At 72.3% G+C, this 13796-nt stretch carries 10 protein-coding genes; 4 read left to right on the top strand and 6 right to left on the bottom strand.

Features of this window, described 5'->3' with window-relative positions:
• The first annotated feature begins 10 nt into the window (after window positions 1-10).
• Complete coding sequence (gene hrpB / locus ACLF3M_RS14895) at window positions 11-2485, top strand: ATP-dependent helicase HrpB (protein ID WP_430657730.1); 2475 nt, start codon at window positions 11-13, stop codon at window positions 2483-2485.
• Here the strand turns inward: hrpB and ACLF3M_RS14890 are convergent.
• The 4 genes from ACLF3M_RS14890 to ACLF3M_RS14875 all read right to left on the bottom strand — a co-directional run bounded on the left by ACLF3M_RS14890 (window position 2454) and on the right by ACLF3M_RS14875 (window position 8908).
• Window positions 2454-3455, bottom strand: coding sequence for an ABC transporter substrate-binding protein (locus tag ACLF3M_RS14890; protein WP_430657729.1), 1002 nt, complete (start codon window positions 3453-3455; stop codon window positions 2454-2456). The genes hrpB and ACLF3M_RS14890 overlap by 32 nt on opposite strands.
• Window positions 3456-3472: 17 nt before the next feature.
• Window positions 3473-5149: a tannase/feruloyl esterase family alpha/beta hydrolase gene (locus tag ACLF3M_RS14885; RefSeq protein ID WP_430657728.1), complete on the bottom strand. Its 1677-nt coding sequence runs from the start codon at window positions 5147-5149 to the stop codon at window positions 3473-3475.
• Window positions 5150-5252: 103 nt separating this feature from the next.
• A complete protein-coding gene (locus tag ACLF3M_RS14880; RefSeq protein WP_430657727.1) occupies window positions 5253-6878 on the bottom strand; it encodes a hydantoinase B/oxoprolinase family protein in 1626 nt (541 codons plus the stop codon).
• The gene (locus ACLF3M_RS14875; RefSeq protein ID WP_430657726.1) at window positions 6878-8908 is read right to left on the bottom strand and encodes a hydantoinase/oxoprolinase family protein; all 2031 of its coding nucleotides are present in this window, start codon (window positions 8906-8908) and stop codon (window positions 6878-6880) included. The genes ACLF3M_RS14880 and ACLF3M_RS14875 overlap by 1 nt, the downstream gene beginning before the upstream one ends.
• 120 nt (window positions 8909-9028) lie before the next feature.
• On the opposite strand from ACLF3M_RS14875, the gene ACLF3M_RS14870 reads away from it, so the two are divergent.
• A complete protein-coding gene (locus ACLF3M_RS14870) occupies window positions 9029-10009 on the top strand; it encodes a Bug family tripartite tricarboxylate transporter substrate binding protein (protein ID WP_430657725.1) in 981 nt (326 codons plus the stop codon).
• Here the strand turns inward: ACLF3M_RS14870 and ACLF3M_RS14865 are convergent.
• Both ACLF3M_RS14865 and ACLF3M_RS14860 read right to left on the bottom strand, forming a co-directional pair.
• Window positions 10006-11109 (bottom strand): amidohydrolase family protein, encoded by a 1104-nt coding sequence (locus tag ACLF3M_RS14865; protein ID WP_430657724.1) that lies wholly within the window; start codon window positions 11107-11109, stop codon window positions 10006-10008. The two genes, ACLF3M_RS14870 and ACLF3M_RS14865, sit on opposite strands and share 4 nt — an antisense overlap.
• On the bottom strand, window positions 11106-12164 hold the full coding sequence (locus ACLF3M_RS14860) for an amidohydrolase family protein (RefSeq protein ID WP_430657723.1): 1059 nt from the start codon (window positions 12162-12164) through the stop codon (window positions 11106-11108). The genes ACLF3M_RS14865 and ACLF3M_RS14860 overlap by 4 nt, the downstream gene beginning before the upstream one ends.
• 117 nt (window positions 12165-12281) lie before the next feature.
• Between ACLF3M_RS14860 and ACLF3M_RS14855 the strand changes: the two genes are divergently transcribed.
• Together ACLF3M_RS14855 and ACLF3M_RS14850 are read left to right on the top strand one after the other, a co-directional pair.
• A complete protein-coding gene (locus tag ACLF3M_RS14855; protein ID WP_430657722.1) occupies window positions 12282-12506 on the top strand; it encodes a hypothetical protein in 225 nt (74 codons plus the stop codon).
• A 100-nt stretch (window positions 12507-12606) separates the two neighbouring features.
• Window positions 12607-13770 carry an acyl-CoA dehydrogenase family protein gene (locus ACLF3M_RS14850; RefSeq protein ID WP_430657721.1) on the top strand — a complete coding sequence of 388 codons (1164 nt, stop codon included), beginning with the start codon at window positions 12607-12609 and terminating at the stop codon, window positions 13768-13770.
• The last annotated feature ends 26 nt before the right edge of the window (window positions 13771-13796 follow it).

Raw genomic sequence — 13796 nt, 5'->3', positions numbered from 1 at the left:
CCCGGCCGCCATGGCCGACCTGCCCGACCTGCCGATCACGGAGGCGCTGCCCCGCCTGGCCGCGGCGCTCCGAGACGGATCCAACGCCGTGCTCGTCGCCCCGCCCGGCGCGGGCAAGACGACGCTCGCGCCGCTCGCGCTGATGCGGGAGCCCTGGGCGACGGGGCGCATCCTGGTGCTGGAGCCCCGCCGCGTCGCCGCCCGCGCCGCGGCCCGCCGCATGGCGGAACTGTTGGCCGAGGCGCAGCCCGGCGGCACGATCGGGCTCGCCACGCGGCTCGATCGCGCGGTGTCGGACCGCACGCGGGTCGAGGTGATCACCGAGGGGCTGCTGGTCCGCCGCCTGCAGTCCGACCCGGGCCTGGACGGCGTCTCGGCGGTGCTGTTCGACGAGGCGCATGAGCGCAATCTCGACACCGACCTCGCGCTGGCGCTGTGCCTGGACCTGCAGCGCGCGCTGCGGCCGGAGCTGCGCCTGCTCGCGATGTCGGCGACGCTGGACGTGGCGCGCTTCGCCGCGGTGCTGGGCGACTGTCCCGTGGTGGAATCGCTCGGCCGCGCCTTTCCCGTGGCGATCGAGCACCGCGAGCGTGACCTGAAGGAGGCCCGCGACCTGCCGGAGGCAATGGCGCAGGCGATCCGCGCGGCTCTCGTCAAGCATCCCGGCGACCTGCTGGCCTTCCTGCCGGGCTGGGGCGAGATCCGCCGCACCGCCGAGCGGCTGTCCGGCATCGCCGCCGAGGTGATCCCGTTGCATGGCGAGCTGCCGCCGGCCGAGCAGGACCGCGCGCTGAACCCCTCGGCGAACCGCAAGGTCGTGCTGGCGACGTCGATCGCCGAAACCTCGCTGACTGTCCCCGGTGTGCGCATCGTGGTGGATGGCGGCTGGCGTCGCGCACCGCGGCTCGATCCCGCGTCGGGCCTCACGCGGCTGGTCACCGTGCGCATCAGCAAGGCCGCGGCCGAGCAGCGCGCCGGCCGCGCCGGCCGTACCGCGCCGGGCGTCGCGATCCGCCTTTGGACCGAGGCGCTGCATCGCGGCCTGCCGCCGGCCGACCGGCCGGAGATCCTGGAGGCCGAATTGTCGGGCCTCGCGCTGGATCTGGCGGCCTGGGGCGCGGCGCCGGGGGACCTGGCGTTCCTCGACCCGCCGCCCGTCGGCGCACTCGCCGCGGGGCGCGCGCTGCTGCGCGAGCTCGACGCGCTGGACGCGGCGGAGCGCGTCACGCCGATGGGCCGCGCCATGGCGCGGATGGGCACGCATCCCCGGCTCGCGCGGCTGCTGCTGGCAGCCGAGGACGAGCGCGAGAAGGCGCTCGCCGCCGACCTCGCCGCACTGCTGGAGGAACGCGATCCCATCCGCGATCGCGAAGCGCCTTCCGACATTAATGCGCGGCTCGAATTGCTGCACGGCGCCGACCACCCGAACGCCGACCGTGCCACGATCCACCGCATCCGCCGCGCCGCGGCGCTGCACCGCCGGCGGCTCCGCCTGCACGGCACCGCGCTGCCGGGCGGCGAGGCCGGACCGTTGCTCGCCGCTGGCTTCCCCGACCGGATCGCGGCGAAGCGCGGCACGATGGACGGCGCGTTCCGGCTCGCGTCGGGGCAGGGCGCGCGGCTCGCGGCGAATGACCGGCTGGCCAAGACGCCGCTGCTGGCGGTCGCGGACCTGGAACTCGCGGGCACCGAGGCGCGCATCCGAATGGCCGCGCCGCTGGACCTCGCCGTGCTGGAACGCCGCTTCCCCGATCGCCTGCGCTGGGAGGAAGGGGCCGCCTTCGACGCGCGCGCCGGCGCGGTCCTGGCGCGGCGGCGGCGGATGTTCGGCCCGCTGGTGCTGGAGGAGCAGGTGCTGCCCTCGCCCGATCCCGCCGTGGTCGCCGCCGCACTGGCGACAGCGATCGCGGAGCGGGGCTTCCGCGACCTCGACTGGACCGAGGCCGCGAAGCAGACGCGCGCGCGGCTGCGCTGGATGCGCGGCGTCGAGGGCGAGGAATGGCCGAACATGTCGGACGACGCGCTGGCCGCGAGCGTGCAGGACTGGCTCGCGCCCCATCTGCACGGCCGCACGAAGCTGGCCGAGGCGAAGGCGCTGGATGTCGCGACCATCCTGCGCAGCCTGGTATCCTACGACCGCCAGCGCCGCCTCGACGCCGCGCTGCCCGCGCGTATCGAGCTGCCGGGCCGGCGCAGCGCCGCGGTGGACTACGACCGCGAGGTGCCGACGCTAGAAGCGCGCGCGCAGCACCTGTTCGGCCTGGACGCGCTGCCGGCGCTGGCGGAAGGCCGGGTGCCGTTGCAGGTCGCGCTGCTCTCGCCGGCCGGCAGGCCCATTGCCGTCACCGGCGACCTGCAGGGCTTCTGGCGCGGCGGCTGGCTCGATGCGCGCAAGGACATGCGCGGGCGATACCCGAAGCACGCCTGGCCCGAGGAGCCCTGGCGCGAGACGGCTATGCCGGCAGCGCTGCGCGATAGAAGCTGAGGTCCAGGTACTTCATGGGATCCGTCAGGTTCGTCGCGGGCGGCCCGAACTGGTTGCGCACCTGCAGCACCGTCCGGATGCCCGGGATGTCGAGCGCGGCGCGCCGCTCGAAGCCGCCGGTGGGGTCGAGCAGCACGCGATACGACGCCTCGGCCACCGCCTCGTTCATGGTGGGCACGTTGCGGCGGAGGATCGCCAGCGCCTCGGCCCTGTTGGCGGGATCGTACAGCCAGCCGAGCGCGTCCACCGTGCCGCGAATGTAGCCGATCACGGCGTCGCGGTTCTGCGCCGCCCAGCTTCGCCGCGTGGCACCCACCAGGCCCTGATAGGCGCCGAGCGCGCGCGCGGCATCGGCCAGCACCCGGAAGCCCTGCGCCTCGGCCTGCACCTCGAAAGGCGAGATCAGCAGCGTGCCGGCGTGCCGCTTCTCGAGCAGCGCCTGGTAGCGCTGCAGCACGCCGCCGGCGCGAACGTAGCTGACCTCGTCCTGGCGCAGCCCGCCGACCTCCACCAGCTTGCGCAACACGAAGGCGTAGCCGGTCGTCAGCGCATCCACGGAAAGCTCCTTGCCGCGGAGGTCGGCGAAGCTCGTCACCTCCGGCACGGTGACCAGGCGCAGGAAGCCGTTGTCGCCGCCCATCACGACGACAAGGTCGGCGGCGTCGGCGGCCGGCGCCTCGCCCTGGCCCTCGACATAGGCGATGACGTTGTCGATGGCGGTGACCGCCATGTCGAAGCGGCCGCCAATGAGGTTGGTGAGCTGGAAGACGGAATTGGGCGTGGGCGTCAGGTTGATGCGCACGCCGTGGCGTTCGAAGGCGCGCTTCTCCATGCCGACCCAGATCGGCCAGTTGAAGCCGCCGGGAAAGGTGATGAGCTCGATCGTCCTCGGTGCCTGGGCGCGGGCGGCGAAGGGGGCGGCGAGCGCGCCAAGCAGCGCCGCGCGGCGGGGCAGCGTGAATCGGTGCATGATCGTTTTCTCCCGGTCTATCGCGTGATGCAGGCGAAGCTCTCCGCGCGCCGCGGATCGCCGGTGCCGTCGTGACGCGGCCAGGCCGGCCAGCGGCACATCGGGCGCGAGGCCGTGGCGGCGAAGGGCGCCTCGGCCGCATGGCCAGTGAGCGTGGGCGCGTCGGGCGGCGCCGTGCCGCGCTCCGCCCAGGCGTCGAGCAGGGCGAGCAGGTCCACATGGCTCGGCATCGCGGCACCGTCCAGGCCGCTGAAGACGCGGCCGCCATGGTTCGCGCCGGGCACGGTGTAGAGCCGCATGAAGCGGTCGACGTTGTCCTGGCCCAGGCGCGCGACGACGGAGCGGAAGTATTCGATGCCCGCCATGGGGCTCTGCGCGTAGTCCGCCAGGTTCTCCTTCAGGATCAGCCGCCCGCCCCGCGCGGCGAAGGCCGAGAGGTCGGGGTTCGTCGTGTCCATCAGCCGCGAGAGCTCTGCGAGCCGCGCGGCGAAACGTGACGCATCGAAGCGCAGTGGATCGAAGGCCGGATCGCGCGCGACGAAGTAGCGGACCATGCCGTTGCCGTACCACCAGAGCCGGCTCTGCCGCTCCGGCGCAGGCATCGGGAAGCGCGGCGCCTCCGGCCCGAAGGTCCAGGCGACCATGCCATCGGGCTGGTCCTCGCCGCCGTAGAGATAGGGCGGGTAGGCGTCGAGGCCGTTGATCTGCGCGAAAGGCAGCCGGAAGGCAGAGCGCACGCTCCGCACCGCCGCGAGCTGCCGGTCCGACAGGCACTCCGCGCCCTCGCGGCCATCGGGGCAGCGCGGCGCATCGGGGCCGAAGCGGCGGGCGCAGCCCTCGACATCGCTGACGACCCCGTCGGCGAGCCCGTCCATGCCGTCGCAGGCCGCGATGACGCCACGCCGCAGCACGGCGACGCGCTGCGCATCGAGCCAGCCGCCATCGGCCTGCGCCACGCCGCCGCGCTCGACGAAGGCGAGCATGAGCCCTACCCAGTTGATCACCGGCACGGCGCTGACCACGCCGTCATAGTCCTGCGGGAAGCGCTGCGCGACGACGAGGCCTTCGCGCCCGCCCTCGGATCCCCCGAAGAAGTAGGTGCGCGCCGGCGCGCGGCCGTAATGCGCGGCGACCAGCAACATCGCGACGTCGCGCACCTTCTTGTAGGACGCGTAGGCGAAGTTGGTCAGCGCTTCGTCGTTCAGCGCGAAGGCCTGGATCTCCGGCAGGGCTTCGTTCTGGTGGCCGGAATCCGTGCCGTAGGTCGCGTAGCCCTGCGTCAGCGGCGTCGGCGCGCCGGGCAGCGAATCGCGCAGCGGCGCGAGGCCGGTGATAAGCACGCCGTTGAAGCCGCCGCCGCCATATTGCAGCGCCTTGCCGTTCCACTCGGCCGCGATCGGCAGGTTGAGCTGGAAACGGATCGGCGGCGCCTGCGGATCCACCGGCGCGATGCTGCCGAGCAGGCGGCAATGCGCGGGCTGGGCGGAGACCGGGAAGCCCGTCGCGTCGCGCGACGGGCCGGCCGGCGCGGTGAAGGTGGCGGTGGCGACGGTGGCGCCGCCGGTCGGCAGGCCGATGTCCTCGGCCGCGATGGCGCGCCCGGCCAGTGCGGCGCAGGCGGCTTCCGGCGTCTGCGCCGAGGCCGCGCCGGCGAGCGCAACGGCACCCGCCAGCGCCAGGAAAGCGAGGCGCATCGCTTATCTCCTCCCCGTTGTCGGAGCGAGCATGGTCGGATGATCCCCGACGGTCCAGCGCGCGCCCTTGAAAGCCCTCTCCCCCCTGCGGGTGGAGAGGGTTCTAGACGTAGCCCAACCGAGCGTCGCGTGCCGCGGCCTCGTGGTCGCGCGCCGCGGGATCGCCGAAGCCGCCGCCGCCCGAGGTCTCGAGCCGCACGACATCGCCCTGCACCAGGGGCAGATTGTCGGTCTTGGGCGGGATCGGTGTCTCCGCCCCCGCGCGGCGCAGCAGCAGCGCGCCCTTCGCCGCCGCGCCGCCGCCGGCCAGCCCATAGGGCGCGTGGTCGAAGCGGTCCATGTTGGCGGTGAAGAAGCAGCGCGCGCTGTCCACGCGCCACTCGCGGACCAGGCCAAGTCCGCCGCGGAAGCGCCCCGCGCCGCCGCTGCCCTGCCGCAGGCCATAGCGCAGGACCGTCAGCGGCAGCTGCGCCTCGATCATCTCGACGGGGATGTTCGCGTTGTTGTGCATGCCGGAGGCAAAGGCGTTGACGCCGTCCTTCGCGGGATGCGCGCCCGACCCACCGATCTCGATCTCCACCAGCACCTCGCGCGCGCCGGTCTCGGCCACGGTCTGGAAGGTCGTGACGTAGCTGTTGCCGTAATAGGCGGCGGGGATGAGGTCCGGCACGGCCTGGTGCAGCGCGCCCATCATGGCATTCAGCAGCCGGTGCGTCGCGGCGATGCGATGCGCGACCGGCGCGGGATGGCGCGCATTCACCACCAGCCCCTCGGGCGCCACGACGCTGATTGGACGGTAGCAGCCCGCCGACATGTGCAGCGACGGATCGGCGCAGCACATCAGCGCGAACATCACCGCGGCATTGGTGCTGGCGAGCGTCGCGTTGGTCGGGCCCGCCACCTGCGGCGAGCAGCCCGAGAGATCAACCATCGCGGTGTCGCCCTCGATGGTCAGCCGGACATGCAGACGGATCGGCTTGCCGATATCGATGCCGTCGTCGTCGAGAAAGTCCTCGAACTCGTAGGTGCCGTCGGGCATGCGCGCGATCGCGGCGCGCATGCCAGCCTCGCTCATGTCAAGAATGCGCTGTCCCGCCTCGATCACCGCCGCCGCGCCGAAGCGCCGCGCGAGCCGCGTGATGGCCGCGGCACCTACTTCCAGGCTGGCGAGCTGCGACGACAGGTCGCCCAGCAGCAGGTCGGGCTTACGGACGTTCTGCCGGATCATCGCCCAGACCGCGTCGTTGCGGATTCCGCGGTCGAACAGCTTCACCGGCGGGATGCGCAGCCCTTCCTGGAAGATCTCGGTCGCCTTGGCGGCATAGCTGCCGGCCGCGAGCCCGCCGACGTCGATGTGGTGGCAGAGCGTGCCGACGAAGGCGATGCGGATTCCGTCGTGGAACACGGGGCGGAAGGCCAGGATGTCGGGCAGGTGCTGGCCGCCGCAATAGGGGTCGTTGAAGATGACGACGTCGCCCTCGTTCCAGGTGTCGGGCTTCACATGGTCGGCCAGCAGCGCGCGCAGCGCATGGGTCATGGAATTGAGGTGGCTCGGGATGCGCGCGGATTGCGCGAGGTTCGATCCCTCGGCGTCGAAGACGGCGGTCGAGTAGTCCAGCAGTTCCCGCACGATGGTGCTGCGGCTGGTGCGCCAGATCGTGACGTCCATCTCAGCCGCAGCGGCGGTCAGCGCGTTGCGGATGACTTCGATCTCGATGGGCCCCAGCATCAGGCGGTCCTCCGTGCGACGATGGCGCCTTCGGGGTGCAGCGCGGCGGTCCAGCCGCGCGCGATGACGTGGGTGGCGAAGGCTTCCTCGATGATGGCGGGGCCTTCGACGCGATCGTGCGGCCCCAGCCTGTCGCGGTGCCAGACCGGCCAGTCGCTGACCGCGCCATCCTGCCAGGCGCGGCGCGCGGCGGGCCTGCCGGGTTCCACTGGCGGTGTCGGCGCGGCTTCCTCGGGCTTCGCCAGACGGCCGATCGCGGAAGCCCGCAGCGTGACGAATTCGACGGGCTCGCCCTCGGCGGCATAGGAAAAGCGCGCCCGGTGCGTGGCGTGGAAACGTGCGAGCAGCGGCTCGATCGCCGGCGCCTCCGGCCAGGGGATCAGCAGCTCGAAGGCCTGGCCGCGATAACGCAGGTCGACGGCGAGTCCGACCGCGCGATCCGCTTCCGGCACGCCATCCTCCGCCAGCCGTGCGAAGCCGGCCTCGCGCAACGCCGCGGCCTCGGCGGCGATGGCGCCTTCATGCGCCGGGTCCACCGGCATCAGCCGCGACCGCGCGAGATCCTGCACGAGGTCGGAGAACAGGATGCCATAGGCCGACAGCGTGCCGGGCTCGCGCGGAAAGACGACCTCGGTGATGCCGAGCTCGTCCGCAACGTCGCAGGCATGCAGCCCGCCGGCGCCGCCGAAGGACAGCAGCGCGAAGTCGCGGGGATCGAGCCCCTTCTCGAACAGCGAGAGCCGGACGGCGGCGGCGAGCGCGGCGTTGGTCACGCGCAGCACGCCCTCGGCGGCCTGCTCGGCGGAGAGGCCGAGCGGGTTGCCGATGCGCGTCGCCATCGCTTCCCGCGCGCCGTCCAGCTCCAGCTTCATCGCGCCGCCCAGGAAGAAATCCGGATCGAAGCGGCCGAGGACGGCGTTGGCATCGGTGACTGTCGGCTCGACGCCGCCGCGGCCGTAGCAGACGGGCCCGGGACGCGCCCCCGCGCTGCGCGGGCCCGCCGTCAGCCGCCCCGCCGCGTCCACCGATGCGATCGAACCGCCACCGGCGCCGATGGTGCGCATCTCCACCATTGGCAGGCGGACGGGCAGCCGGTCCACCTCGCCCTGGGTGACGAGCCCGACGCGATGGCCCTGCACGACGGAGACGTCGAAGCTCGTCCCGCCCATGTCCACCGCGACGAGGTTCTCTCGCGCGAGGCGCCGCGACAGCCGCTCCGCCGCCAGCGCGCCGCCCGAGGGGCCCGACAGCAGCAGCCGCGCCGGCTGTTCCGCCGCACGCGCCAGGCTGCACATGCCGCCATTGGACTGCACGAGGAAGATGCGCGGCGCGAAGCCGCCCTCGCCGAGGCGGGCTTCCAGCTTCTCCAGATACCGCCGCACTACCGGCACCAGCAGCGCGTTCAGCACGGTGGTGGACAGCCGCTCGTATTCCCGGATCTCGGGGCTGATATCCGACGACAGGCTCACCGGCACGCCGGGCAGCGCGGCCGCGACGGCGTCGCGCAGCGCCTGCTCATGCGCGGGATTGGCGTAGGCGTGCAGCAGGCCGATCGCGATCGCCTCCGGCGCGGCGGCGCGCAGACGATCCAGCACGGGCTCGAGGTCACCCAGCGGCGTCTCCACGCTGCCATCGGCGCGCAGCCGCTCCGTCACGCCGAACCGCAGGTCGCGCGGGATCAGACAGGGAAAGGGATCGGGCGCGAGCCCGTAGATGTCGCGGCGTACATGGCGGGTGATCTCCAGCACATCCTCGAAGCCCGCCGTGGTCAGCAGCGCGCCGCGGGCGAGCTTGCGTTCCAGCACCGCGTTGGTCGCGATGGTCGTGCCGTGCAGCAGCAGGCCGACATCGGCCAGCGCGAAGCCGAAGCGCGCGGCGGCCTGGCGCACGCCCTCCAGCAGGCCCTCCGACGGGTCAGCCGGCGTCGTCGGCGTCTTCCATGCGACGACGCGACCCTGCCGGGCGTCCAGGATCTGCAGGTCGGTGAAGGTGCCGCCGATATCCACGGCGATGCGGACGGGCCGCGTCATCCAGTCGTTCCCCCGGGAGTGCCGCGCCACGCTACCCCGCCGGCCGGCGCGTCGGGAGAGGCCCCTGCCCCGTTGCGCGCCGGAGCGTCCTGCGCTGACCTGTGGGCCGGAGGAACGACGATGGCCAGGACCTGGGACATGCCGCGCCGCACGGCGCTGGCGGCGCCGCTGCTTCTGCTGGGACAGGGCGCGCGGGCGCAGCCCGCCTGGCCCGACCAGGCCATCCGCATCGTCTCGGCGGGTGCGCCGGGCGGCTCCACCGACGTGATGGTCCGCGTGATCGCGGAGGCGCTGGCCGCGCGCTTCGGCAAGCCCTTCCCGGTGGATGCACGGCCAGGAGCGGAGGGCGTGCTCTCCGCCCAGGCCTTCGTGCAGTCGCCGGCGGGCACGGCGCTCTACTTCACCAACACCGGCACCATCACCACGACGCCGCTGCTGTTCGACAACCTGACCTACGACACCTGGACGGACCTGGTGCCGATCGGACCGATCTGCACGGATTTCCTGGCCTATGCCGTCAACACCCGCTTCCCCGCAACGACGATGGCCGAGCTGTTCCAGCACGTCCGCGCCAATCCCGGCAGGTTCAGCTGGTGCTCGGCGCCGGGCGCAACCTATCTGCTGACCAACGCCCAGCTGCGCCGCGACGGGCTGGACATGACCTTCGTGAACTACCGCACGACGACGCAGGGCTCGACCGACACGGCGGAAGGCCGCGTCGAGATGGCGGTGATGCCGCTGACGACGAACCTCCTGCCCTTCGTCGCGCAGGGCAAGCTGCGCGTGCTGGCGGTGACCAACGCCGTGCGGTCGCCCGCCGCGGCCGATATCCCAACCGTCGCGCAGGCCGGCTTCCCCGACCTCGAGGTCGAGGGCTTTCCCGGGATCTTCGGCTGGAAGGGCATGCCCGACGCGCTCCGGACGCGGCTGTCCCAGGCAATCAACGAGATCATCGCGGAGCCCGCCATCACCGCGCGCTTCCGCGAGTTCGGCATGATCCCGCGCCCGTCCACCCCGGAGAGCTTCACGCGCGACCTGCGCAGCCTGCATGAGCGGCTGGCCGTGATCGCGCGGACCTACGGCGCGCGCCCGCCGGGCTAGGAAAGCTTGTACAGCTTCCGCGCATTCCCCCCGAAGATCGCCGCGCGCTGCTCATCGGTCAGCGGCGCGCGGAAGGCGAAGCGCGGGTCGTCGAAATCCCAGTGCGGGTAATCCGTCGAGAACATGATCCGCTCATGCCCGATCCAGCCGATGATCTCGATGAGGTCGGCGGGATCCTCTGGCTCCTCGATCGGCTGCGTCGTGTAGAAGATGTGTTCCCGCACATACTCCGACGGCGGGCGCTTCAGATGCGGCACCTCGCCGCGCATCCGTGACCAGGCGCGGTCCATCCGCCAGCACAGCGCCGGCGACCAGGTGAAGCCGCCCTCGATGAGGACGACCTTCAAATCGGGGATGCGCTCGAACACGCCTTCGAACACCAGGCTGGTCACCACGGCCTGCATGTTGGCCATGTTCGCGTGGTGCTCCTGCAGGTAGTAGGTCGGCATGCCCGCGCCGGTGGAGGGATGCCCCGGCACCCCGCCGACATGCAGGCCGATGGGATAGCCGTGATGTGCCGCGGCTTCGAGGATCGGCCAGTAGCGGCGGCGGCCCGTCGGCTCCAGCGCCTTGGGCGGGAAGATCACCTGCGCGAAGCCGCCGAGCGCGGCGCAGCGGTCGATCTCGCGCACGGCGGCGTCCGGGTCTTCCTGCGGGACCATGATGCCGCCATGCAGGCGCGGCTCCGGCCCGACCCAGGCCTCGCGCTGCCAGTCGTTCGCCGCGGCGCAGATCGCGGCAGCGAAATCGAGGTTGCGCTCGTCGCAGCCGGTGGGCCGCAGGAGCATCAGCAGCCCATGCGCGATGCCATGCGCGTCCAGGTGGTGGCGGCGCAGGAAATCCAGGTCCGACCCCGGCGGGCCGCCATTCGGCGGCCAGGCGTCGGCGCGCGACACCGCGGGCTGGAAGCGGGGATGCTGCAGCGTCGCCGCAAGGCCCTGGCGGTTGTTCTGGCCGAAGGCCTTCGCATGCTCCACCCAGCGCGCAGGCATCCAGGGAAAAAGCTGCGCCTCCGACACCAGGTTCGGGTGGATGTCGCAATCCACGATGCCCGTCGTCGCAACGCTTGCCGCATCGCGGTCCTGCACGGCGACGCTCATGCCACGGTCTCCCTCAGGCGGGGCCAGGTCTCGGCGGGGTTGTCGATCAGCATCCGGCGCAGCAGCGCGTCGTCGATGCCGTCAGGCACCGGCCCCGGTCGGTCGTCATGCCAATGCGGCCAATCCGAGGAGAAGACCAGCATCTCCGGCGCCGCGATGTGATCCAGCGTGCGGGACAGCATCGTCGCGTCTGGCGCGTCCACCGGTTGCAACGACACCCGCACCTGCCTTCGGATGATCGTGCTCGGTGCCTCCTTCACCCAGGGCACCTCGGCGCGCAGCCCGCGCCAGATCTTGTCCATCCGCCACAGGAAGGTCGGCAGCCAGGTGATCCCGGACTCCAGCAGCACGACCTTCAGCCCCGGGCAGGCCTGGAACACGCCCTCCGACACCAGGCTGGCGAGCTGCGCGTCAAAGGCCTGGGCCTGCAGCACCAGATCCTCGACATGGAAGGACGGCCAACCCGTCGCGCCCGGGGCATGGCGGAACAGGCTGCCGCCATGGATCGCCAGCGGCAGCCCGTGCTTCTCCGCCGCCGCCCAGACCGGCCAATAGGCCCGCCGGCCCAGCGGCATGTCTCCCATCGCCGGGACCAGCACCTGCACGAATCGGGGATCGGTGGCGCAACGTTCGATCTCGGCGACCGCGAGTTCCACGTTCTGCATCGGCACCAGGATGGAGGCGCGCAGCCGCGTCTCCCGGTCCAGCCATTCCGCCGCAACCCAGTCGTTCACGGCGCGGCAGAAGGCGGCGGCCATGTCCTCGGTGTGCAGGGCGATCGCGCCATGCAGGGCATGGGCGATGGCGCAGCGGAGCCGCAGGGGGTCCAGCACCTGCGCCCGCAGCGCGTCCAGCGACGGGTCCGCCCGCGTCTCGGGCCGGGCCGCCACCGGCAGGCGGGGCCGCGCCGAGGAAAGCGTGAAGTCCAGCCGGTCCAGGCCGCGCAGCACCGCCTGCTCGCGCCAATGCGCGTCAAGATAGGGCAGCAGCGCTCGGCTCGAGGGCGGCGGGATATGGACATCGGCATCCACGCCGCCGGCCGGGATGGCTCTCATGCCCCGAGTCTAGGCCCGGGCGGCCAGGCTGGGTAGCGCGGCGGCCGGATCGGTCGCGCTTGCCCATGGCCATGCCGGCGGCATATCTTGCCGGTCCGTTAATCCGGGGAGGTCCCTTTGAAGCTGACCCGCTTCCTGATCGGCCTGACCGCCATGCTCGGCATGGGTTGGGCACTGTTCTGGCTGGCCCTGTCCCAGCCTGGCTGGGCGCCCATGGTCGTGCTGCTGATCGCGGTGGGCATGCTGGGCCAGCTGCTCCTCGACGTGGACCGCAAGCGCCGCGACCGGGCCGACGCCCGCCAGCGCTGGGACAGCGTCCGAACCTCCCGCCAGCTGCCCTGACGCGTCCCGGCGGTGGCCGGGGCTCGCAGCATGACGGCCTGATGGCGGGATCATCGAAGGGACCGCGCAGCGGCGTGCCCGCCGGCGCGGCGGCCCCACCATGTTCGGCCTGACGCCGGAACAGCGCGCGATCCGGGACGGCGTCGCCGCGCTCTGCCGCCGCTTCGGCGACGAGTACTGGTCGGAGTGCGAGCGCGCGGAACGCTTCCCGACCGAGTTCAACCAGGCGATGGCCGCCGATGGCTGGTTCGGCCTGACGGCGCCAGAGAGGCATGGCGGCGCCGGACTCGGGATCAAGGAAGCCGCGATCGTGATGCACACCGTCGCCTCGCATGGCGGCGGGATGGCCGCGGCCTCCTCGATCCACATGAACATCTTCGGCTTCCACCCCGTGCTGGTGCACGGCACGGACGAACAGCGCGCGGCCTGGGTGCCGCGGCTGATCGCGGGAGAGGACCAGGTCTGCTTCGGCGTGACGGAGCCCGATGCGGGCCTCGACACCACCTCCATCACGACCGTCGCGCGCAAGGTGCCGGGGGGCTACCGTGTCACGGGGCGGAAGATCTGGACCAGCACCGCCCAGGTCGCCAACAGGATCCTGCTGCTGACGCGCAGCACGCCCAAGGCGGAATGCCGCCGGCCGACCGAGGGCATGACGCTGTTCTACACCGACCTCGACCGCAGCCGGATCGAGGTCCGCCGCATCCCGAAGCACGGCCGGGCAGCGGTTGATTCCAACGCCGTCTTCATCGACGACCTCTTCATCCCCGACGCGCATCGCATCGGCGCCGAGGGCGCGGGCTTCCGCTGCCTGCTGGACGGGTTGAACCCCGAACGCATCCTGGTCGCGGTGGAGGCGATCGGCATCGGGCAGGACGCGCTGACCCGCGCCGCGGCCTATGCGAAGGAGCGCGTCGTCTTCGGCCGCGCGATCGGCCGGAACCAGGGCATCCAGCATCCGCTGGCGGAATGCTGGCTGAACCTGGAGGCCGCGCTGCTGATGGCGGAGCGCGCGGCGGACCTCTACGACCGCGGCGAGCCCTGCGCGACGGAGGCGAACGGCGCCAAGTTCCTCGGCGCGCGGGCCGGCCACCAGGCCTGCCTGCAGGCCGTGCTGACGCATGGCGGCATGGGCTATGCGAAGGAATTCCAGGTCGAACGCCTGCTGCGCGAGGTGCTGCTCTGCCGCATCGCGCCGGTGACGGAGCAGATGATCCTGTCCTTCGTCGCGGAGAAGGCGCTCGGCCTGCCGAAATCCTACTGACGGGCGCCCCGGCGGGCTGACTGGCC

Origin of the sequence: Falsiroseomonas sp. HW251 (assembly GCF_050563545.1) — a bacterium.
In the GTDB taxonomy this organism is placed as follows: Bacteria; Pseudomonadota; Alphaproteobacteria; order Acetobacterales; family Acetobacteraceae; genus Falsiroseomonas.
The sequence above is the reverse complement of the archived record's forward strand: the minus strand, read 5'-3'. Positions and strand labels throughout refer to the sequence as shown.

Excerpts from the sequence above, each read along its gene's own strand:
- hrpB (WP_430657730.1), top strand. The coding sequence starts at position 11 with ATGGCCGACCTGCCCGACCTGCCGATCACGGAGGCGCTGCCCCGCCTG.
- ACLF3M_RS14890 (WP_430657729.1), bottom strand. The coding sequence starts at position 3,455 with ATGCACCGATTCACGCTGCCCCGCCGCGCGGCGCTGCTTGGCGCGCTC.
- ACLF3M_RS14885 (WP_430657728.1), bottom strand. The coding sequence starts at position 5,149 with ATGCGCCTCGCTTTCCTGGCGCTGGCGGGTGCCGTTGCGCTCGCCGGC.
- ACLF3M_RS14880 (WP_430657727.1), bottom strand. The coding sequence starts at position 6,878 with ATGCTGGGGCCCATCGAGATCGAAGTCATCCGCAACGCGCTGACCGCC.
- ACLF3M_RS14875 (WP_430657726.1), bottom strand. The coding sequence starts at position 8,908 with ATGACGCGGCCCGTCCGCATCGCCGTGGATATCGGCGGCACCTTCACC.
- ACLF3M_RS14870 (WP_430657725.1), top strand. The coding sequence starts at position 9,029 with ATGGCCAGGACCTGGGACATGCCGCGCCGCACGGCGCTGGCGGCGCCG.
- ACLF3M_RS14865 (WP_430657724.1), bottom strand. The coding sequence starts at position 11,109 with ATGAGCGTCGCCGTGCAGGACCGCGATGCGGCAAGCGTTGCGACGACG.
- ACLF3M_RS14860 (WP_430657723.1), bottom strand. The coding sequence starts at position 12,164 with ATGAGAGCCATCCCGGCCGGCGGCGTGGATGCCGATGTCCATATCCCG.
- ACLF3M_RS14850 (WP_430657721.1), top strand. The coding sequence starts at position 12,607 with ATGTTCGGCCTGACGCCGGAACAGCGCGCGATCCGGGACGGCGTCGCC.